The sequence below is a fragment of the Tranquillimonas rosea genome, assembly GCF_900111315.1.
GTDB classification, from domain to species: domain Bacteria; phylum Pseudomonadota; class Alphaproteobacteria; order Rhodobacterales; family Rhodobacteraceae; genus Tranquillimonas; species Tranquillimonas rosea.
Window position 1 is genome coordinate 333276 of the sequence record NZ_FOGU01000001.1, and the last position, 19863, is coordinate 353138.

General features: G+C 68.2%; 21 protein-coding genes and 1 tRNA gene. 8 read left to right on the forward strand and 14 right to left on the reverse strand.

The annotated features are described in order from the left end of the window. Positions 1 to 44: 44 nt before the first annotated feature. Positions 45 to 686, forward strand: a complete 642-nt coding sequence (locus tag BMZ25_RS01575; protein WP_092688173.1) for a DUF1638 domain-containing protein — start codon at positions 45 to 47, stop codon at positions 684 to 686. On the opposite strand, the gene BMZ25_RS01580 is transcribed toward BMZ25_RS01575, so the two are convergent. Further along, entirely contained in the window at positions 687 to 1112 is a 426-nt protein-coding gene (locus BMZ25_RS01580) for a SufE family protein (RefSeq protein WP_092687363.1), read from the reverse strand. A 119-nt stretch (positions 1113 to 1231) separates the two neighbouring features. Here BMZ25_RS01580 and BMZ25_RS01585 point away from each other — a divergent pair, with 119 nt between their 5' ends. Then, positions 1232 to 1705 (forward strand): hypothetical protein, encoded by a 474-nt coding sequence (locus BMZ25_RS01585; RefSeq protein ID WP_235859749.1) that lies wholly within the window; start codon positions 1232 to 1234, stop codon positions 1703 to 1705. A gap of 65 nt (positions 1706 to 1770) precedes the next feature. Here BMZ25_RS01585 and mltG read toward each other — a convergent pair whose 3' ends face one another. From mltG to fabD, 5 genes are all read right to left on the reverse strand, one after another. Beyond that, positions 1771 to 2943, reverse strand: a complete 1173-nt coding sequence (mltG, locus tag BMZ25_RS01590; protein ID WP_092687366.1) for an endolytic transglycosylase MltG — start codon at positions 2941 to 2943, stop codon at positions 1771 to 1773. Further along, positions 2943 to 4205 (reverse strand): beta-ketoacyl-ACP synthase II, encoded by a 1263-nt coding sequence (gene fabF / locus BMZ25_RS01595; protein WP_092687369.1) that lies wholly within the window; start codon positions 4203 to 4205, stop codon positions 2943 to 2945. The genes mltG and fabF overlap by 1 nt, the downstream gene beginning before the upstream one ends. Positions 4206 to 4415: 210 nt before the next feature. Further along, the gene (locus tag BMZ25_RS01600) at positions 4416 to 4652 is read right to left on the reverse strand and encodes an acyl carrier protein (protein WP_092687372.1); all 237 of its coding nucleotides are present in this window, start codon (positions 4650 to 4652) and stop codon (positions 4416 to 4418) included. Between the two features lie 272 nt (positions 4653 to 4924). Further along, the gene (gene fabG / locus BMZ25_RS01605) at positions 4925 to 5662 is read right to left on the reverse strand and encodes a 3-oxoacyl-[acyl-carrier-protein] reductase (protein WP_092687375.1); all 738 of its coding nucleotides are present in this window, start codon (positions 5660 to 5662) and stop codon (positions 4925 to 4927) included. A 26-nt stretch (positions 5663 to 5688) separates the two neighbouring features. Beyond that, a complete protein-coding gene (gene fabD, locus BMZ25_RS01610; protein WP_092687378.1) occupies positions 5689 to 6624 on the reverse strand; it encodes an ACP S-malonyltransferase in 936 nt (311 codons plus the stop codon). Positions 6625 to 6789: 165 nt separating this feature from the next. On the opposite strand from fabD, the gene BMZ25_RS01615 reads away from it, so the two are divergent. Continuing rightward, positions 6790 to 7998 carry a cytochrome b/b6 domain-containing protein gene (locus tag BMZ25_RS01615; RefSeq protein WP_092687381.1) on the forward strand — a complete coding sequence of 403 codons (1209 nt, stop codon included), beginning with the start codon at positions 6790 to 6792 and terminating at the stop codon, positions 7996 to 7998. Between the two features lie 157 nt (positions 7999 to 8155). Here the strand turns inward: BMZ25_RS01615 and BMZ25_RS01620 are convergent, their stop codons facing one another. Both BMZ25_RS01620 and BMZ25_RS01625 read right to left on the reverse strand, forming a co-directional pair. Further along, on the reverse strand, positions 8156 to 8749 hold the full coding sequence (locus tag BMZ25_RS01620; RefSeq protein ID WP_092687384.1) for a YceI family protein: 594 nt from the start codon (positions 8747 to 8749) through the stop codon (positions 8156 to 8158). A 104-nt stretch (positions 8750 to 8853) separates the two neighbouring features. Continuing rightward, a complete protein-coding gene (locus BMZ25_RS01625) occupies positions 8854 to 9429 on the reverse strand; it encodes a hypothetical protein (RefSeq protein ID WP_092687386.1) in 576 nt (191 codons plus the stop codon). Positions 9430 to 9638: 209 nt separating this feature from the next. Between BMZ25_RS01625 and rpsF the strand changes: the two genes are divergently transcribed. From rpsF to rplI, 3 genes are read left to right on the forward strand one after another with little or no spacing between them, the layout of a single operon-like run. Further along, positions 9639 to 9992, forward strand: coding sequence for a 30S ribosomal protein S6 (rpsF, locus tag BMZ25_RS01630; protein WP_092687389.1), 354 nt, complete (start codon positions 9639 to 9641; stop codon positions 9990 to 9992). Positions 9993 to 10015: 23 nt separating this feature from the next. Beyond that, complete coding sequence (gene rpsR / locus BMZ25_RS01635; protein WP_020040241.1) at positions 10016 to 10243, forward strand: 30S ribosomal protein S18; 228 nt, start codon at positions 10016 to 10018, stop codon at positions 10241 to 10243. 19 nt (positions 10244 to 10262) lie between these two features. Beyond that, positions 10263 to 10913: a 50S ribosomal protein L9 gene (rplI, locus tag BMZ25_RS01640; protein WP_092688179.1), complete on the forward strand. Its 651-nt coding sequence runs from the start codon at positions 10263 to 10265 to the stop codon at positions 10911 to 10913. Positions 10914 to 10979: 66 nt separating this feature from the next. On the opposite strand, the gene BMZ25_RS01645 is transcribed toward rplI, so the two are convergent. Both BMZ25_RS01645 and BMZ25_RS01650 read right to left on the reverse strand, forming a co-directional pair. Further along, a complete protein-coding gene (locus BMZ25_RS01645) occupies positions 10980 to 12518 on the reverse strand; it encodes an alanine/glycine:cation symporter family protein (protein ID WP_092687392.1) in 1539 nt (512 codons plus the stop codon). 12 nt (positions 12519 to 12530) lie between these two features. Next, the gene (locus tag BMZ25_RS01650) at positions 12531 to 12968 is read right to left on the reverse strand and encodes a universal stress protein (RefSeq protein ID WP_092687395.1); all 438 of its coding nucleotides are present in this window, start codon (positions 12966 to 12968) and stop codon (positions 12531 to 12533) included. Between the two features lie 284 nt (positions 12969 to 13252). Between BMZ25_RS01650 and BMZ25_RS01655 the strand changes: the two genes are divergently transcribed. Beyond that, entirely contained in the window at positions 13253 to 14476 is a 1224-nt protein-coding gene (locus tag BMZ25_RS01655; RefSeq protein WP_092687398.1) for a PQQ-dependent sugar dehydrogenase, read from the forward strand. A gap of 51 nt (positions 14477 to 14527) precedes the next feature. Here BMZ25_RS01655 and BMZ25_RS01660 read toward each other — a convergent pair whose 3' ends face one another. The 3 genes from BMZ25_RS01660 to BMZ25_RS01670 form a co-directional block, all read right to left on the reverse strand. Continuing rightward, the gene (locus BMZ25_RS01660; protein WP_092687401.1) at positions 14528 to 15532 is read right to left on the reverse strand and encodes a purine-nucleoside phosphorylase; all 1005 of its coding nucleotides are present in this window, start codon (positions 15530 to 15532) and stop codon (positions 14528 to 14530) included. A 176-nt stretch (positions 15533 to 15708) separates the two neighbouring features. Then, entirely contained in the window at positions 15709 to 17037 is a 1329-nt protein-coding gene (gene tig, locus BMZ25_RS01665; RefSeq protein WP_092687404.1) for a trigger factor, read from the reverse strand. A gap of 162 nt (positions 17038 to 17199) precedes the next feature. Further along, positions 17200 to 17284, reverse strand: a tRNA-Leu gene (locus tag BMZ25_RS01670). Positions 17285 to 17476: 192 nt separating this feature from the next. On the opposite strand from BMZ25_RS01670, the gene BMZ25_RS01675 reads away from it, so the two are divergent. Continuing rightward, on the forward strand, positions 17477 to 17959 hold the full coding sequence (locus tag BMZ25_RS01675) for a Hint domain-containing protein (RefSeq protein ID WP_092687406.1): 483 nt from the start codon (positions 17477 to 17479) through the stop codon (positions 17957 to 17959). Here BMZ25_RS01675 and BMZ25_RS01680 read toward each other — a convergent pair. After that, complete coding sequence (locus BMZ25_RS01680) at positions 17942 to 19831, reverse strand: divergent polysaccharide deacetylase family protein (protein WP_143071487.1); 1890 nt, start codon at positions 19829 to 19831, stop codon at positions 17942 to 17944. The genes BMZ25_RS01675 and BMZ25_RS01680 overlap by 18 nt on opposite strands. Positions 19832 to 19863: the final 32 nt, after the last annotated feature.

The window sequence follows — 19863 nt, forward strand, 5'->3', positions numbered from 1 at the left end:
AACGCTACGAGCCCTTCCGGCACCGCAATACGCCCGAGCCCGCGATGACCGACCGCGTCCCCGACGACGCCACGCTCGCGCAGGACGGCGCGGATCTGACGGGGAGCGGCCGGGTGCTTCTGGTGGCCTGCGGGGCGCTGGCGCACGAGATCATGGCCCTGAAGCGGGCGAATGGCTGGACGCATCTCGACCTCGCCTGCCTTCCGGCGCTCCTGCACAACCGGCCCGAACGGATCGCCCCGGCGGTGCGCGACCTCGTCGAGGCGCGGCGCGACGACTATGACAGCGTGTTCGTGGTCTACGCCGATTGCGGCACGGGCGGCGCGCTCGAGCGGACGTGCCGCGAGCTTGGCGTCGGGATGATGCGCGGCCCCCATTGCTATGCCTTCTTCGACGGGATCGACCGCTTCACGGTCCGCGGCGACGACGAGATGCGGGCCTTCTACCTGACGGATTTCCTCGTCCGGCAGTTCGACGCCTTCGTCACGCGGCCGCTGGGGCTCGACCGTCATCCCGAACTGCGCGAGATGTATTTCGGCAATTACGAGCGGCTGATCTACCTGGCGCAGACCGACGATCCGGCGCTCGACGCGAAGGCGCAGGAAGCGGCGGGTGCGCTCGGCTTGGCCTACGAGCGGCGCCCGACCGGCTATGGCGACCTGGAGACGGCGCTTTCGGGACTGTGATCAGGCGGCGGCGCGGCTGGCGGTGTCGCGGATGCGGCCCACCATGGCGCGCAGGCCGTTCGAGCGCTGCGAGGACAGGTGATCGTGCAGGCCGAGCCGGGCGAATTCCGACTGGGCGTCGATCTGTGGCACCTCGCCTACCGTGCGGCCGCCATAGAGCGCGCGCAGGATGGCGATGAGGCCCTTGACGATCATCGCGTCGCTGTCGCCGCGGAACGTAAAGGTGGCCTGCGGGCCGTCGCCCTCGATCTCGGGGATCAGCCAGACCTGGCTGGCGCAGCCTTCGACCTTGGTGGCCGGAACCTTGAACGCGTCCTCGAGCGGCTCCATCGCGCGGCCAAGCTCGATCACGTAGCGGTAGCGGTCTTCCCAATCGTCGAGAAACTCGAAGCTGTCGGCGATTTCCTCGAACTCGGCCTCTGCCATGAAACCCTCCTGTCACTGGGCGAGACCTAGGCATCCGGTGAAGCGGCGACAAGCCTTTTCAAGCCCCGGACGATCCGCTAGCCATCAGTGACATCACTGGCGGGCGGGAGAGACAGGCCATGACATCGCGACTCCTGACGGGCCTCTGCATCGCGGCGACAATCGCCGGCTGCGGGCGCATCGCGGACAGCCGCATCAACCCGGTCAACTGGTTCGGCGGCGGCCAGCCCGCGCCTGTCGCGACGGCGGCGCCCGACCCCGACGCCCCCGAGGGCGAAACCCGGCCGCTGATGGACCAGGTCACGCAGCTGCGCATCGAGCGGATGCCCGGCGGCGCCATCATTCACGCGACCGGTCTGCCGCCGACGCAGGGCTACTGGGAGGGCGAGCTCGTTCCCGTCTCCGACGGCGGCCCGACCGGCGGCGTTCTGGCCTACCAGTTCCGCGCAAACGAACCGCTGGAGGCGCGGCGCGTCTCGACGGCCGAGTCGCGGTATGTCGAGGTGGCCACCCGTGTCAGCACGCAGGACCTGGCCGCCGTGCAGGAGGTCCGCGTCACCGCCGCGCGCAACGCGCTCGCCGCGCGACGCTGATCCGCGCCTCGAACTGAACGGAAATATGGGCGGCACCGGGGACCGGCGCCGCCCTTTTCATGTGGTCACTCGCCGCCGTCGGAGTCGTCGGCGTTCTGCGCCTCGATCTCGCGCCAGCGGGCCACGTTCTCGTTATGCTCCGACAGGGTCTGTGCGAACGCGTGACCGCCCGAACCGTCGGCGACGAAATAGAGGTAATCGGTCTCGGCCGGGTTCACCGCGGCCTCGATCGCCGCCTGTCCGGGATTGGCGATGGGCGTGGGCGGCATGCCGTCGATGACGTAGGTGTTGTAAGGCGTCTCGGCGTCCAGTTCGCTGCGGCGCAGGCCTCGACCCAACGTGCCCTCGCCTTCGGTGATGCCGTAGATCACGGTGGGGTCCGTCTGCAGGCGGATCCCCTCGTTCAGGCGGTTGACGAACACGCTGGCCACCTGGGGACGTTCGTCCGCGACCGCGGTTTCCTTCTCGATGATCGACGCCATGATCAGCGCCTCTTCGGGCGTGTCATAGGGCAGGTCGTCTGCGCGATCCTCCCACGCGGCGGACAGGCGCTGTTCCTGCCGGGTTCGCATCCGGTCGATCAGCTCGCCGCGGGACGCGCCGGGCCGGACCTCGTAGGAATCCGGCGCGAGATAGCCCTCGGCGGGCACCTCGGCCAGATCGCCCTCGAGGAAATCGGCGTTCCGCAGCCCGTCGACGATCTGCCAGCTTGTCGCGCCCTCGGCGATGGCGATGCGATAGCGGGTGTCCTCGGCGTCACGGACCTGCTGGTAGATCTCCGGCGCGGCCTCGTCTGCGCCGGGATCGAACTCGGCCTGCTCGACGAAACGGTTGGTGGCGGGGTCAAGCTCGCGCACCTCGACATGGCTTTCCGTAACGCCGATGCGATAGACGATTTCGGTGCCACAGGTGGATTGCCCCGACGCCGTGACGATCGACACGATCTCGTCCATCGACGCGGTTTCGGGGACGAGGAAGCTGCCGGCCTTCAGGTCCTGCGACCGGTCGGTGTATTCCGCCCCGATCCGGAAGATGCGCTCGCTGCTGATCGCGCCCTGCTCGGCCAGATCCTGCGAGATGCCGCGCATGGTGGATCCGCTGGGCACCTCGACGCAGATCGCCTGCGCCAGCGGCCCCGGTGCGGTGAACTGCGTCTTGGCCCAGGCGATGAAGCCCGCCAGGGCCGCCACGACGACGATCAGAAGTGTCAGCGCGTTGGACGCGATGTTGCGCCACATCAGTCGGCTACCCTGGACAGGACGAGGCTCGCATTGGTGCCGCCGAAGCCGAAGCTGTTCGACAGGGCGATGTCGATGTCCCGTTCGACCTTGGCGTTGGCGGCAAGGTTCAGCGTGGGCGTGACGGCCGGATTGTCGAGGTTGATCGTCGGCGGCGCGACACGGTCGCGGATCGCCAGGATGCAGAAGATCGCCTCGATCGCGCCGGCGGCCCCCAGAAGGTGCCCGACGGAGGATTTCGTGGACGACATCACGGCGTTTGAGGCCGCATCGCCCATCAGACGCTCGACGGCCGCCAGTTCGACGGTGTCGGCCATGGTCGAGGTGCCGTGCGCGTTGATATAGTCGATCGACGCGGGATCGAGCTTGGCCCGCTTCAGCGCGGCCTGCATGGCGCGATAGCCGCCGTCGCCGTCCTCGCTGGGGGCGGTGATGTGATAGGCGTCACCCGACATGCCGTATCCAACCACCTCGGCGTAGATCTTGGCGCCGCGTGCCTTGGCGTGCTCGTATTCCTCCAGCACGACAACGCCCGAGCCCTCGCCCATGACAAAGCCGTCGCGGTCGGAATCGTAGGGCCGGCTGGCCGATTGCGGGTCGTCGCGTCGCTTGGTCGAGAGCGCCTTGCAGGCGTTGAAGCCGGCGATGCCGATCTCGCAGATCGAGCTTTCGGCGCCGCCCGCGATCATCACGTCGGCATCCTCGCACTGGATCATCCGCGCGGCGTCGCCGATGGCGTGGCTGCCCGTGGCGCAGGCCGTGACCGGTGCGTGGTTCGGCCCCTTGAAGCCGAAGCGGATCGAGACCTGACCCGACACCAGGTTGATCAGCGCCGAGGGAATGAAGAACGGCGAGACGCGGCGCGGACCGCGGTCGCGCAGCAGGATCGAGGTGTCGGCGATCGTCTCGAGCCCGCCGATCCCCGATCCGATCATCACGCCGGTGCGAAGCTGGCCTTCCTCGTCCTCGGGCATCCAGCCGGAATCCCGCACCGCCATCTCGGCGGCGGCGACACCGTAGAGGATGAAATCATCGACCTTGCGCTGTTCCTTCGGCTCCATCCAGGCGTTCGGATCGAACGTGCCCCCGGTGCCGTCGCCGCGCGGAATCTCGCAGGCGTAATTCGTTGCAAGATGGTCGGCGTCGAAACGGGTGATCGTGCCGGCCCCGGACTCACCAGCCAGAAGGCGCGTCCACGTCTCCTCGACCCCGGAGGCCAGCGGGCTGACCATGCCCAGTCCCGTCACCACAACTCGCCGCATATCGACCTCGCACCCGTGTTCTAAGTTGTTCGGACGTTCTGATACACGCCTGCAAGGACGCATGGAAGGGCAACCGGGCACGCCTTGGCGATCGGCTGCCGGTCATCCGCCGCGCACAAGCCCCGACGCCCGCAACGAAAAACGGCGGAGCCTTTCGGCCCCGCCGTTCGCAATTCGATCTGCTGTCCGCCGGGCGGACCGGCAAACGACTTATTGCGCGTCCTTGATGAACTTGACCGCGTCACCGAAAGTCTGGATCGTCTCCGCGGCGTCGTCCGGGATCTCGATGCCGAACTCTTCCTCGAACGCCATGACCAGCTCGACCGTATCGAGGCTGTCGGCGCCGAGATCGTCGATGAACGACGCGTTCTCGGTCACTTTTTCCTCTTCGACGCCCAGATGCTCGACCACGATCTTGCGGACGCGCGTCTCGATATCATCAGCCATTTGCCGTTTCCTTCTCGGTTCCTTGGGGACTGTCCCGTTTTGTCGTCTCAGGCCCCTTGGGCCGGTTCCTGCCATGCCACCCGCGGCACTGATACGGAGGGCCGTAGGAAACACCCTCCGTGCTGAATGGTGCGCCGCCTATAGCATATCGCCCGGACAAGGCAAACGCTTTCAAACATGGCGCTGCGCGGTTCACGGACCCCGCCGCATCGCAGCATCAGCCACCTGATTCTTCTGCCAAAAATCGCGGCGCTATGTTGTCTCTCGGCGGCTCAGAGCATCGCCATACCACCATTGACGTGCAGCGTACTGCCGGTGACGTAGCCCGCCTCGGGGCTGGCGAGATACAGCACCGCCGCCGCGATCTCTTCCGGCGCGCCCATGCGGCCCATCGGGACACTGCCGAGGATCGAGTCGCGCTGCTCTTCGTCAAGGGCACCGGTCATCGCCGTCTCGATGAAACCGGGCGCTATGCAGTTCACCGTGATCCCGCGCGTCGCCACCTCGTAGGCCAGCGATTTCGACATGCCCACGAGACCCGCCTTGGCGGCGGCGTAGTTCACCTGCCCCGCGTTGCCGGTGGCGCCGACGATCGAACTGATGTTGATGATGCGTCCCCAGCGGGCCTTCATCATGCCGCGCATGGCGGCCTTGGACAGCCGCATCACCGAGGACAGGTTGACGTCCATCACCTCGGACCATTGCGCGTCGGTCATCCGCATCAGCAGCGCGTCGCGCGTGATCCCGGCGTTGTTGACGAGGATATCGACCGCGCCCGCGGCCTCGGCCGCGCGGCCCGGCAGCTTGGCCACGGCCTCGGCATCGCTGAGATCGCAGGTGACCACATGGGCGCGCTCACCCAGTTTCGCCGCCAACTCGTTCAGCGGCCCCTCGCGCGTGCCGGACAGCACTACGGTCGCCCCCGCGCCGTGCAGCGCTTCGGCGATCGCGCCGCCCAGGCCGCCGGACGCGCCGGTGACAAGGGCGCTCTTTCCCGTCAGATCGAACATTTCTCTCGCTCCTCCTGTGCCGGCGCTCAGCCCGTGCCCATCGCCGCCGCGACCTCGGCCGGGGTGCCGACGGTCTGCGTCGTCGCGGCCCGGTCGATGCGCCGGATCATGCCAGACAGCGCCTTGCCGGCGCCGATTTCCCAATACGTGTCCACGCCTTCCGCCGCCATGAACGAGACGCTCTCGCGCCAGCGGACGGCGCCGGTCACCTGCTCGACCAGCCGGGTGCGCACCTCTTCGGCCTCGAGCACCGGACCGGCCGTCACGTTCGCCACGAGCGGCATCGCGGGATCGGCGATCTCGACCTCGGCCAGCGCCTCGTGCATCGCCCGCGCGGCGGGCTGCATCAGGGCGCAATGGAACGGGGCGGAGACGGGCAGCAGGACCGCGCGCTTGGCGCCCCGCTCCTTGGCAAGCTCGACCGCCCGCTCGACGGCGGCCTTGTGACCCGAGACGACCACCTGCGCGGGATCGTTGTCGTTGGCCGCCTGGCAGACCTCTTCGCCCGCCGCTTCCTCGGCCACGGCCCGCGCGGTGTCGAAATCGAGCCCCAGGAGCGCGGCCATCGCGCCCTCGCCCACGGGCACGGCCTGCTGCATCGCCCGGCCCCGCAGCCGGAGGAGCCGCGCCGCATCGGCAACGCTCAGCGATCCGGCGGCCGCCAGCGCGGAATACTCGCCAAGGGAGTGACCGGCCACGAAGGCCGCGCCGTCCGCGGCCAGCCCCTCGGACCTGAGCGCGGCGAGCGCCGCCATCGACGTCGCCATCAGCGCCGGCTGCGCGTTCTCGGTCAGGGTCAGCGTCTCGGACGGCCCCTCCCAGATCAGCGCCGACAGTTTCTCTCCGAGCGCCTCGTCGACCTCTTCGAAGACGGCGCGTGCGTCCCGGTACGTCTCGGCAAGGTCGCGGCCCATCCCGACGGCCTGCGCGCCCTGCCCCGGAAACACCCATGCTCGGCTCATCTTCGTCCCCCTCTCTGGTGCGTTGCCGCAGGGCCTTAGCCCACGGCGCGGCGCGAGGCAACGTCCGCGTCCTGGCGCACATCCGGCGTGCATCGATTGGCGATTGCCGGGCGCCCCCGCACAGGTATCGTCCGCTCGACCGCAACCCGACGCATCGGAAACCGCATGTCGCTGACGAATACTGCCACGCGCTACGGCGCGGTGACAAAGACGTTCCACTGGCTGACCGCCCTGCTGATCCTCACGGCGATCCCGCTGGGCTGGTATGCGAACCGCCTGCCGCTGGAACCGGGCGAGACGCTGGCGCTGAAGGCGCAGCTGTTCTCGGTCCACAAGACGATCGGCGTGGCGGCCTTTGCCGTGGCGCTGCTGCGCATCCTGTGGGCGCTGACGCAGCCGCGCCCCGCACCGATGCACCCAACGCGCCGGGCCGAGACCTGGCTGGCGCAAAGCGTGCACTGGGCGCTCTATGCCGCCCTTGTGGTGGTGCCGCTGTCGGGCTGGGTGCATCACGCGGCCACCGAGGGATTTGCGCCGATCCTCTGGCCGCTGGGCCAGACGTTGCCTCTGGTGCCCAAGACCGCCGCGGTCGCCGTGACCGCCGCCAGCATTCACTGGGTGTTTACCAAGGTGCTGATCGCCGCGCTGGTCCTGCACATCGCGGGGGCCGTGAAACATGCGGTCGCCGACCGCGACGCGACACTCGCCCGCATGCTGCCCGGTCGCACCGACGCCGCCGGGCACGGCCCTTCACCGGGCCATGCGCCTGCGGCGCTGGCGGCAACGCTCGTCTACGTGGCGGGCATCGGCACGGCGCTGGCGCTGGCGGAGGCCGAGGGTGACCGCGTCGCGTCCGTGGAGCCGCTCGCGGAGGCAGCGGGCAGTTGGCAGGTGCAGGAGGGCACGCTGGGCATCACCGTCCGGCAGTTCGGCGAAGACGTCGAGGGCCGCTTCGCGGAGTGGCAGGCCGACATCGAGTTCTCGGAAGAGCCAGTGGAGGGACGCCACGGCGAGGTCGAGGTGACGATCTCGGTCCCCTCCCTGACCCTGGGCTCGGTCACCGAGCAGGCTATGGGACCGAAATACTTCGCGGCGGAAGAGCATCCGCGGGCCGTCTTTTCCGCCGATATCGTGCCGGCCGAGCCGGGTTATGTGGCCGAGGGCACCGTCACGCTGAAGGGCGAGACAGCGCCGGTGTCGCTACCCTTCACGATGGAGATCGACGGCGACACCGCCCGGATGCAGGGCGGCACGACGCTGGACCGGCGGAGCTATGACATCGGCAGCGGCGAGACGAACGCGGACAACCTGGGCTTCGGTGTCGAGGTGTCGGTCGACCTGACGGCGACGCGGCGCGGGGACCGGGACGGGTAGCGCGGGCGTCAGGCGTGGAGGAAGGGGGCTGTCCGCCCCCTTCTTGCGCTGACGCGCAATTCATCCCCCGAGGATATTTTCGGGGCAGAAGAAGGGTTTCGACGTGAAAAAGGGGCCGCCTCGAAGAAGACGCCCCCTTTGGTGTCGGACGGTTGCCTCAGGAATCTTGGCCGTCGGCCTGCATCGCCTCGATCGAGATGCGTACCTCGACCTCGTCGCTGACATAGGGCGCGAACATGCCAACGTTGTAGTCCGATCGCAGCAGCGTGGTGGTGGCGTCGAAGCCGGCCCAGGGTTCGCCCTCCATCGGGTGCTCCGAGACTTGGTTCAGCGTGGCGTCGAGCACGACCTCCTTGGTGACGCCGTTGAGCGTCAGGTCACCGGTGATCTCGGCCGTGTCCTCGCCCGTCTGCGCGATCGACGTGGAGGCGAAGGTGACCATCTCGTCGGACTCGTCGCCCGCGCCGAAGAAATCGTCGGACATGAAGTGCTCGAACCGGGCTTCCCAGCCGGTCAGCATCGAGCGGACCGGAAACGAGACCTCGACCGAGGAATTTTCGGGGTTTTCCTGGTCGAACATGATGTCGCCCTCGAACCCGGAGAACATGCCCGTGCCGGTCGAGTAGCCGAGGTGGTTGTATGTGAACACGATCTGGCTATGGCTGGGATCGAGTTCCCAGGCGACTGGCTCGGCCCAGGCGGCGCCGGTGACGGTGGCGGACAGGAGCGCGGCGGTGAGAATGGTCTTCATCGGTAAACCTCCGTTGGGATGATGTCGGGGGCATATCGGGCGCCGGAGCGCCCCGGCAATCGCGGCAGCCAAACAGCTCCTGTGCGGGGCCGCGCAGCGCGCGGTCAGGCGACTTCGCGCGCCGGGGGCGCGACGAGATCACGCGGCTGTTCGGGGCGCAGGTCGCGGGACATGCGCCGGTGCAGCAGGGTCAGCCCCTCTTCGCAGGCGAAGGCAAGCTCCACCGGGCGGAGATCGTGGGCGAGGCGCGCGAAGAGCCGGGCCGGCGCATGCGGCCGCTTGACCCGCTGGAGATAGAGGCTCTCGATCCCGTCGAAGCCGATCCGGCGCAGCAGACGCGCCCGGCCGCCGGTTCCGCCACGCATCAGCCGCATCTCGCGCCGCGTGACGTCGAAATGGATCTCGGGGCCGCGACCCCGCGGCAGTATGGCGAGGAGCGGCATGGAGAGCGCCACGCAGAGGCCGGCCGACACCGCTGCCGAGACGAGCCCGGCGGAGAGGAGCAGGTTTACCACGGCGCCGGACAGGCCGACGATCAGGCCCACCGCCGCGACCTTTGCGCGCGAGCGCACCGGGCCGCACGGGCGCACGACATAGCCCCAGGGCATCTCGCGCACCGCAACCCGCGCGCGTCCCGCGCCGAAGATCTGCGTCTGCGCCCGTCCCGTCCGTCTGCCCATGCCCCGCGACTCCGCCAGCTCGCCGTTCGGATCCCGCTAGCGCCCCGCCGCGGCGAGATTGCGGCATGGTTGCATCAATTCGGCGACCGTGTATAAGCCCGTGGTCTTCCGCAGCTCACGAAACCGGCGCAGCCCCTCGTGGACGGGTCGCGGAAGGTCTTGCAAATTGCCCGTCCTTTGAAGCGCGCCCGATGAAAAATGGAGAGTACATGCCGCTTTACGAGCATGTCTTCATCTCTCGCCAGGACCTGTCGAACAGCCAGGCCGAGGGACTTGTGGAACACTTCAGCACGGTTCTGTCCGACAACGGCGGCAAGGTCGTCGATTCGGAGTACTGGGGCGTGAAGACCATGGCCTACAAGATCAACAAGAACCGCAAGGGGCACTACGCCTTCCTGCGCACCGACGCCCCGGCGCCGGCCGTGCACGAGATGGAGCGCCTGATGCGGCTGCATGACGACGTCATGCGGGTGATGACCATCCGCGTCGACGCGCACGACGACGGCCCGTCGGTGCAGATGCAGAAGCGGGACGAGCGCGACGGCCGTCGCGAGCGCCGCTGATCTTGAAGGATAGGAGCTAGACCATGGCAGCCAAACCGTTTTTCCGCCGCCGCAAGGTATGCCCGTTCTCCGGCGACAACGCGCCGAAGATCGACTACAAGGACACCAAACTGCTGCAGCGCTACATCTCCGAGCGGGGCAAGATCGTCCCCTCGCGGATCACCGCCGTCAGCTCGAAGAAGCAGCGTGAGCTGGCCCGCGCGATCAAGCGCGCCCGGTTCCTCGCCCTGCTTCCCTACGCCGTGAAGTAAGGGAGACAGACCAATGGCAATGAACGTCATCCTGCTCGAACGCGTGGCGAAGCTGGGCCAGATGGGCGACGTCGTGTCCGTCCGCGAAGGCTATGCGCGCAACTTCCTGCTGCCGCAGAAGAAGGCGCTGTGGGCGTCGGAAGCCAACGTGAAGGCTTTCGAGGACCAGAAGCAGCAACTGCAGGCCCGTAACGAGGAAACCAAGAAGGAGGCCGAGAAGACGGCCGCCGACCTCGACGGCAAGCAGTTCATCGTGATCCGGTCCGCCTCGGACGGCGGCTCGCTCTACGGCTCGGTCACCACGCGTGACATCGCCGAAAGCGCGAAGGAAGCCGGCTTCGACATCGACCGCAAGCAGGTGCGCCTGCACACCCCGATCAAGGATCTGGGCCTGCACAAGGCCGAGGTGCTGCTGCACCCCGAGGTCGAGATCGAGGTCGAGCTGAACGTCGCACGCTCGCCGGAAGAGGCCGAGCTGCAGGCGCAGGGCAAGTCGATCCAGCAGCTCGCCGCCGAGGAAGAAGCCGCGGCCGAGTTCGAGATCCAGGAACTCTTCGACGAGATCGGCGCGGCGCAGCTCGACGAGCTGGAGACCGAAACCGAGCAGGCCACCGAAGAGCCCTCGGTCCAGGAAAAGGAAGAGCTGGACGAGAAGCTCGACCGCGAGTGATCCTGTCGCTCTGAAAAATGAATGGCCGCGCCCTGCCGGGCGCGGCCATTTTCGTTTGCGACGGCTCTAGTTGAACTTCTTGATCTCACCCGACCGCAGGCGGGCGACGTACTGGTCCAGCTCCTGCCGGACGATGGGCATCAGGAAGTAGAGCGCGATCACGTTGACAACAGCCATCGAGAACAGCATCGCATCGGAGAAGTCGATCACCGGCCCCAAGCTGGCCGCCGATCCGACGATGATGAACAGGCAGAAGATCGTCTTGAAGACGAGCTCCTTCGTCTTGCCTTCGCCGAACAGGTAGGTCCAGGCCTTTAGCCCGTAATAGGACCAGCTGAGCATCGTCGAGAAGGCGAACAGCACCACCGCGATCGCCAGCAGCACCGGGAACCACGGGAACACCTGCGCATAGGCCGCCGATGTAAGCTCGACCCCGGATACGTTGCCATCGGTGCGGATCTGCCCGGCCTCGGCGTTCCATATATAGAGGCCGGTTTCGGGATCCTGGTTCAGCACGCCGGTGATCACAATGACCAGCGCGGTCATGGTGCAGATCACCACTGTGTCGATGAACGGCTCGAGCAGGGCCACGTAGCCCTCGGTCACCGGTTCTTTCGTGCGGACCGCAGAGTGCGCGATCGCCGCCGAGCCGATACCCGCCTCGTTCGAGAACGCCGCCCGGCGGAAGCCCTGGATCAGCGCGCCAGTAAAGCCGCCGACCACGCCCAGGCCGGTGAACGCGCCCTGGAAGATCTGACCGAAGGCCCAGAGGATCTGGTCGGCGTTCAGGATCAGGATCAGCACCGACACGATGACGTAGAAGATCGCCATGAACGGTACGACCTTTTCGGTCACGCGGGCGATCGACTTGAGACCGCCGGCGATGACCGCGAAGGTCACGATGGCGAGGATCACCCCGGTGATCCAGCCGGGATATTCCCCCAGAACGCCCGACAGCTGCGCATGGGCCTGGTTGGCCTGGAACATGTTGCCGCCGCCGAGGGCGCCAAGGATGGTGAAGATGCAGAACAGGATCGCCACAGCGGGGCCACCCTTGAGCCCCCGTTCACGAAACCCCTTGGTGATGTAGTACATCGGACCGCCCGAGACGGTGCCGTCCGCATATTCGTTGCGATACTTCACCCCCAGCGTGCACTCGGTGAACTTCGTCGCCATGCCGAACAGTCCGGCGATGATCATCCAGAAGGTCGCGCCGGGCCCGCCGATACTGACGGCCACCGCCACGCCGGCGATATTGCCGAGCCCGACCGTCCCCGACAGCGCCGTCGCGAGTGCCTGGAAATGGCTGACCTCACCGGCGTCGTTGGGATCGGAATAGTCTCCCTTCACCAGCTTGATGGAATGGGTGAACCCCTTCAGCTGGATGGCGCCGAAATACCAGGTGAAGATAAGCGCCGCGACCACCAGCCAGAGCGCGATCCACGAGAAGTTCGTGCCCGGCAGGTCCGCGAAGATCAGCGCGACGTACCAGCTTGTATACTGGTCGAAGAGCCCGTTGATCGTCTCGTCGATCCCCTGCGCCGCGGCCGGTCCGGCAAGGATCAGGCCCGCGGCGAGAGCGGTTGGCATCTTGAAGAACTGCATGTGATACGCCTTTCAGGGCACGATGACGGTCGGGACGCTGGCGATCTGCGCCAGCCCCAGGGGAACGGAGCCGAAGATGCGGGCGCCGATGGAATCGGACCCCGATCTGCCGACGAAGATCATCGAGGCGCCGCAGCTTTTCGCGGCCTTGGCGACAAGGGGCACGACGGACCCGTAGGACAGGTCGCCGGTCGCGGTCACGCCGGCGGTCCTCGCCTTTTCGATCGCCGGGTCGATGATATGTGCCTGCGCCCGGCGCACCTCGTCGTTTCGCCGGGCGTGACGTTCTTCCAGTTCTTCGGGGGTCAGGAACTGGTAGGGCGACCATTCGAGGACATGCACCAGCCTCAGCTCGGCGCCCTCCTTCTTCGCCCGCGCGATAGCGTAATCCAGCACGTTCGACCCACCCCCGCCGCCTTCGTAGGCGACGACGAATACTTCGTTGCTCATACCTTCAGGGCCCTCTTCCTTGTGTGTCCGGACGAGGCCGCGCGCGCGGCGTTGCCGCAGTCCTTACGTAAGGTCAGCGAGAATCCGTCATAAAACCATAAAAATCGAACATGACGGCGGATTTGGCGGGCATGCGACGCGATTTCGGGCCCCTTGCCCGCGGAAGCGCCGGCCGGGATCCCGACAGGGGACGCGACAGTTTACCGCGCGGCGGCGCGCGTTCGGATGCGAACCGGGCGCCCGCGCGCCGCGTTCCCCGATCGTACCCTAGAGGAGAGACCGACATGCCCCGAGCGACAGCGATCAGCACCATCGCCCTGGTCACCGCCCTGCCCGGGCTTGCCCTGGCGCAAGAGACACACCAGTGGGGCGCGAAGAACGTGCCCGACTTCGAGCCGGCGTTCGAGAACCAGACCCGCGCGCCCCTCACCCCCTCGGACTACGAGATTCAGAGCACCGAAGTGGCCGGCGGTCTCGTCCATCCCTGGGCGATCGAGATGCTTCCGGGCGACGGCGGCTACCTCGTGACCGAGCGCAGCGGGAACCTGCGTCAAATCGGCGAGGACGGCACGCTGTCAGACCCGATTTCCGGCGTGCCCGAGGTGTTCAACCAGGGACAGGGCGGTCTACTGGACGTGAAGGCCGGGCCGTCCTTCGAGGACGACCGCATGATCTACCTCACCTATTCCAAGCCCATGGGCGACGGCATGTCGGCCACCGCCGCCGCGCGCGGCGTGCTGAGCGAGGACATGACGCAGCTGAGCGAGGTAGAGGACATCTTCGTGCAGGATCCGCCCTCGCCCACGGCCAAGCACTATGGCAGCCGCGTGGTGTTCGACGGTGACGGGCACGTCTTCGTCACCATGGGCGAGCATTCGTCGATGGACGAACGCGTCTATTCCCAGGACCTCGACAAGACCTACGGCAAGGTCGCACGCCTGAACCTCGACGGGTCGGTGCCCGACGACAATCCGTTCCTCGACGACGACGCGGCCATCGACTCGATCTACAGCTATGGCCACCGCAACGTGCAGGGCGCCGCGATCCGGCCGTCGACCGGCAATCTCTGGACGATCGAACACGGGCCCGCGGGCGGCGACGAGCTGAACCTGATCGAGCCCGGCGCCAATTACGGCTGGCCCGTCGTCAGTTACGGCGAGCAGTATTCCGGCAACCCGATCGGCAGCGGCGAGGCCGCGCACGAGCCCGAGGGCTTCGTCGAGCCGCGCTACTACTGGGATCCGGTGATCGCCCCCGGCGACATGACCTTCTACGAGGGCGGGATGTTCTCGGACTGGGAGGGGGACATCCTGATTGGCGGGCTCGTCTCTGGCGGGCTCGTGCGCGTGGCGCTGGACGACAGCACCGCGACCGAGGAAGAGCGGATCATGCCGCAGCTCGGGCGGGTCCGCGATGTCGAGGTTGACGAGGACGGCTCGCTCCTCGTCGCAACGGACTTTCCCGACGGCGCGGTGATCCGCCTGACGACCGGCTCGGGCACGAACTGAGACCGCGCCGCGGTTGCCGGCCCGCCCTAGTGTGGCGGGCCGGCCCGAATGTCACTCGGGCACGCCGTCGGACCAAGCGTCCCAGTTCGAGACGATCTCTTCGACCAGTGCGTTGCCGACGCGATAGGCGTTCTCGGTCGCCGGTCCGTAGCCCCCCGACTCTGCCGCCAGCGACTCAGCAGCCGTCTGGTCGGGCGCCGACCGGTCGAAGTTCGAACCGGTGCGCAGGACGACAACGCGCGACATGTCGACAAGACCCGCCTTGGCCCCGCGTGACAGCGCGGTCAGCGTCGCGTTGTCCTCCATCTGCGTCGTGCAATAGGTGCCCTCGCCTCCGCTGAGCCGCTCCATCGTCGCCTCGACATCCTCGGCGATCATCTCGCCGTGCCAGTAGGTGTCGCCCGAGACCGTGTCGCAGACGCTGACGAAGGGCGCACGCTGCGCGGCCTCCTGATCGTAGGCGGACCGGTAGTCGCCGGCGGTCTGCGAGTCCATCAGCTCCACGTCCTTGCTGATCTCGGCCGCGCGGTTGGCGAGGGTCGCGTTCAGCACGAACAGCTCGGTCCCGGCGGTCCACCCCGCGTCGCTGCCCGGCTCGGACGCGCCGAGCGGAATCGAGCCCGTGTCCCAGTCCTCAGGCACCTCCCGCGGGTCGATCTGGTGACGCAGCCCGGCATCCGCCACGAAGCGCGCCCAATGGGCCGAGCCAAGCGTGCCGTGTTCCGGATCGACCCCGGCAATCCCGGCGATCAGCACGTAGCTGTCCGTCAGGTCCACCGCATCCCCGTAGACCACGGCCGAGAGCGAGCTCGCCGCATTGGCAAAGCCCATCGCCGTGGTCATCACGCACACGTCGTCGTTGCAATGCAGCGCGGGGAAGTCCTCGGGCAGTCCCGGCACGGTCACTTCCTGCGACAGGTCGAGGTTCTCGAGCCAAGGCGCGGCCTCGCCGCCGAACATGGTGACGACAAGGACCTTGGGATCGACCTGCTGTTGCGCGGTCGCAGCCCCGGCGCAGAGAAGCAGCGGGGCGATGGCGGCGGTCATGCGAAGCATGGCGTCTCTCCTGTTGGTGATGCACCTCTGCAATTACCGCCCTTCGGCCTCCGCGAACAGGGATCGTGCCGTCTTAACGCCGGCCGCGACCGGTTTATCCCCGGAACGAAAAGGGCCGCCGCGGACATGTTCCGCGGCGGCCCCACATTCCGTGCGCCAGATGGCGCGGCGTCGGATCACTCTTCGTCTTCGAGCTCTTCGACGGCCTTCTGCAGCTCTTCCTTCGAGACTTCCTTCTCAGACACCTCGGCCAGCTCGAAGATGTAGTCGACGACCTTGTCCTCGAAGATCGGCGCCTGCAGCTGCTGACGCATCTGCGGGTTCTGCTGAACGAACTCGAAGAACTGGCGCTCCTGACCCGGATACTGGCGCGCCTGATTCATCACCGCCTGCGTCATTTCCTGGTCGGTCACCTGGATATCGTTCTCGCGACCGATCTCGGCCAGCAGCAGACCAAGGCGCACGCGGCGTTCGGCCAGCTTCTGGTGCTCTTCGGTCGGCTCGATCTCGGGGTGATCGTGGCCCTGATGCTCGGGGTTTTCCTCGTGCCACAGCTGGTGGGCGATCTGCTTGGCCTCGGCTTCGACCAAGCTCGGCGGCAGGTCGAACTTGACCTGCTCGTCCAGCTTGTCCAGCAGCTCACGCTTCATAACCGCGCGCGAGGCGTTGCCGTACTCGGCCTCGAGCCGCTCGCGAATCTGGGTCTTCAGCGCCTCGAGATCCTCGGCGCCGTATTTCTTGGCCAGCTCATCGTCGACCTCGGCCGCCGCCGGCGCCTTCACTTCCTTGACGGTGACGGCGAACTGCGCGTCCTTGCCCGCCAGGGTCTCGGCGCCGTACTCCTCGGGGAACTTCACCTCGACGGTCTTCTCGTCGCCGACGCTGACGCCCTTAAGCTGCTCTTCGAAGCCCGGGATGAACGAGTTCGACCCCAGCGTCAGCGGATAGTCCTCGGCCGCGCCGCCCTCGAACTCCTCGCCGTCGATCGAGCCCTTGAAGTCGATCACGACCTGGTCGCCGTCCTCGGCCGCGCCGTCCTTGGCTTCGAAGTTCTGGGCGTTCTCGGCCAGGCTCTGCAGCGCCTCGTCGACTGCCGCCTCATCGGGCGTGACGACCATCTTTTCCAGCTGGATCGACTTGGCGTCGAAGTCCGGGATGTCCGGCAGCGCCTCGTAGGACATGTCGACCTCGACGTCCTCGCCGGGCTTCCAGTCCTCGTTCGCCATCTTCACTTCCGGCTGCTGCGCCGGACGGTCGCCCGAGTCCTCGAAATGCTGCGACATCGCGTTGTCGACGGCTTCCTGCATCGCCTCGCCCATCAGGCGCTGCCCGAACTGCTTCTTCAGCAGTGCCAGCGGAACCTTGCCCTTGCGGAAGCCCTTCATCTCCACATCGGGCTGCGCTTCGGCGAGCTTCTCGTCGACTTTCGCGTCCAGCTCGGTGGCCGGGACGGTGATGTGGTAGGAGCGCTTGAGCCCTTCGTTGAGCGTTTCCGTGACTTGCATATGCTGATCCGTTCCTTCTGGCCGCCCCTCGGGGGGCCCTGCGCGAAATTTGCGCCCTTCTAGAAGGCCGGTTTGCGGGACGCAAGCCGATTGCCCCTGTGTTTGCGGGACATGCACGGGCTCCGCCGACCTTCCGTCGAGACGCCGACGAAAGACAAGAAGTGGTGCGGGTGAGAGGACTCGAACCTCCACGCCTTGCGGCGCTTGGACCTAAACCAAGTGCGTCTACCAGTTCCGCCACACCCGCGGGCCGTGCCGGGGCACGAACGCTGCGCCGCCCTGTAGCAAAGCGGCACCGCGCTGGCGAGAGGAAAAGGCTCCCGCGGCCGGGCGAAATTGCCGGAAACCCGCGCGATCGGCCCCACAATCCACCCTCACCCAACCGAATCTTGACACAATCGGGCGACAGGAGGACCGGCAGGCCAATCGAGAGCATTCCATGTCCCACGGTTCCGCCACGGTCCCGTCCCGTCCTCACGGCGCCCCCGCCCTCGGCGGCATCGCGCCCGGCACCCTCGTGATGACAGCCCAGGGCGCCCGTCCCATCGAGGCACTCGCGCCAGGCGACCGGATCGTCACCCGAGACGCCGGGATGATGCGGCTGCTCGACCTGCGGGTGCGGCAACTGGCTGGTGTCCGTCCCTGTCGTATCCGCCCCAGCGCGCTCGCCCATGACCGCCCCGGGTCCGACGTCATCCTCGCACCGACCCAGCGTGTCTTCGTACGCGGCTGGCGCGCGCGGGCGCTCTACGGCACACGGTTCGCGCAGGTGCCGGTCTCGCGCCTGGTGGACGGCACCTACATCGCCCGTCTCGCCCCGCGGACGCTCCGGGTGATCGAACCGGTCTTCGAGCAGGCGCACATCATCTATGCCGGCGGGATCGAGCTTGCCGCGGCGACGCCGCTAACCGCCACCGCCTGAGCGGGCGCTGCGTCCCACCGCGCGGAGGACTGCCGACACGGGCGCAAGCGCCACGTCCTCCGCGCGCCCCTGGGCCTGCCAGTCCCTCAGCGCGGCGCGCGTCGACAGCGTGTTCCGCGCCATGACGACAACCGCCCCGCTCCGCTGCGCCCGGAAAGCCGCGTGATCCAAGAACCGCTGCACGGCCCGCATGTCGCGGCCCTCGGCGTCCACCCGTTCCCGCGCGTCCACGACCGGCACACCCGCCCGCGCCGCCGCCTGCCGCACGGCGTCGCCGGCTTGGTATGTCACCAGCCCGTGCCCGCTCCGCGCGATGGCCTCAAATAAAGTGTCGTTCTCCGCCTCCGCGACCAGAACGGCAACACTGCGGGGCGCCTCGTCCAGAAGGCGGAGCCAGTCGCGATCCCCGTCCGGCAGGCTCAGAACCAGTTCGGTCTCGTGGTCCGACGCGCCCGAGACACCGACCACCCGCGTTACCGGAAAGCCGACCTTCACCGCCGCACCATCTCCCTCCAGCAGCAGGACCGCCATCAGCGGCAGCGTCACCGGCGGATCGAACGCCACCGCGTTCTCGCTCAGCGCGCCGTCACCCGAGACCCAATCCGGCCCCTCGCCAAGCATGGCCTCATCCTCGAACGTCTCCAACCGGTCCGAGCTCGTCGGATCGCTTTCCAACGGTCCCAGCGCGCCGCCCGAGACAAGGCGCTCGCCCGCCGGCACCGCCTCCTCCTGTGCCGGGACCAGCGCACCCGGAACGGCACCATCGGAGGCTGGCGCTGACGCCCCCAGTCCGACCTCCGGTGCGGCGGGCCCCTGCAACAGAGGCGCACCAACCGGCGCCGCCACCCGAGGCGCCGCCGCGCGGGGCAGCACCGCCGGATCGCTCTCGGCCGACGCGGCGCGCGGCGGGGCGACCGGCGTCTCGGCCCGCGACACGCCCGGCCGCTCGACGCGCGGGACCGACAGCGCCAGCCGGTCGCTGACGCCTCCGGGCCCGTCAGGCCCGCCCGAACCGGGCAGCTCGGTCACCGGCATCACCGGCGACCTCTCTTCGGGGCCCGCTCGCCCCTCGGGCGCGGTGCCTGTCTCCGGCAGGACGTCCGCCGACGCACCCTCGCCCGCCACCCGCGGCGTCGTCCGGTCCAGCGCCAGCGAACCGCCATCCCCACCAGCGATGTCGGGCGTGGCGTCTCCCACGACCGGCCCGGCACCCGGCAGTGGCGACACAGCGACCTCGGGCCGGCCGCCGCCGGTAACCGACCCGACCGGAGCGCTCTCGCGCGACGGCGCGGACGCGCGTGATGCCGACGGGTCCGGCTGCGCCGCGTCCACACTCCGCGGCAGCCGCGGCGCCGGCTCCTCGCCGGCATCGGCCATGCCCTGCTCGGGCGACAGGGACAGGGTTTCGGGATCGGCGGCACGCGGCAGCCGCAGGCCGGTCTCGGCCTCGGGCGGCGCGTCGGCGGCGGGCTGGGCCGGCGCCACAGGCTGATCCGGTGCGACCGCCGGCTCGTCCCCTGGCACATCGGCCGGCGCAATCTCCTCAGCCGGCGTCATCGAAGGCCCGTCGGGCGTGGCCGCGACGGGCGGCGCTGCGGGCACCGACTCCGCGTCGGGCGGCTTGTCCGCACCGCCCGCGGGCGCATCCAGCCGGCTCGCATCCGCATCGGCCGCGGGCGCCTCGTCCGCCGCGGGGGCGACCGGCGCCGTGTCGGGCCGCGCCCGGTCGAAGGGTGTCCCGGCCGGCACCTCGACGGCGCCGGCGTCGGGCGGGTCGAACGACACCCGTCCCCCGACCTGCGCGGTCACCAGCAGCGCGGCGGCCGACACGGCGGCGCCCCAGAGCACGCCGGACACGAAACCTCGCCCCAATAGAGTTGCCTCCCTGCTGCCCGATGCCTTGA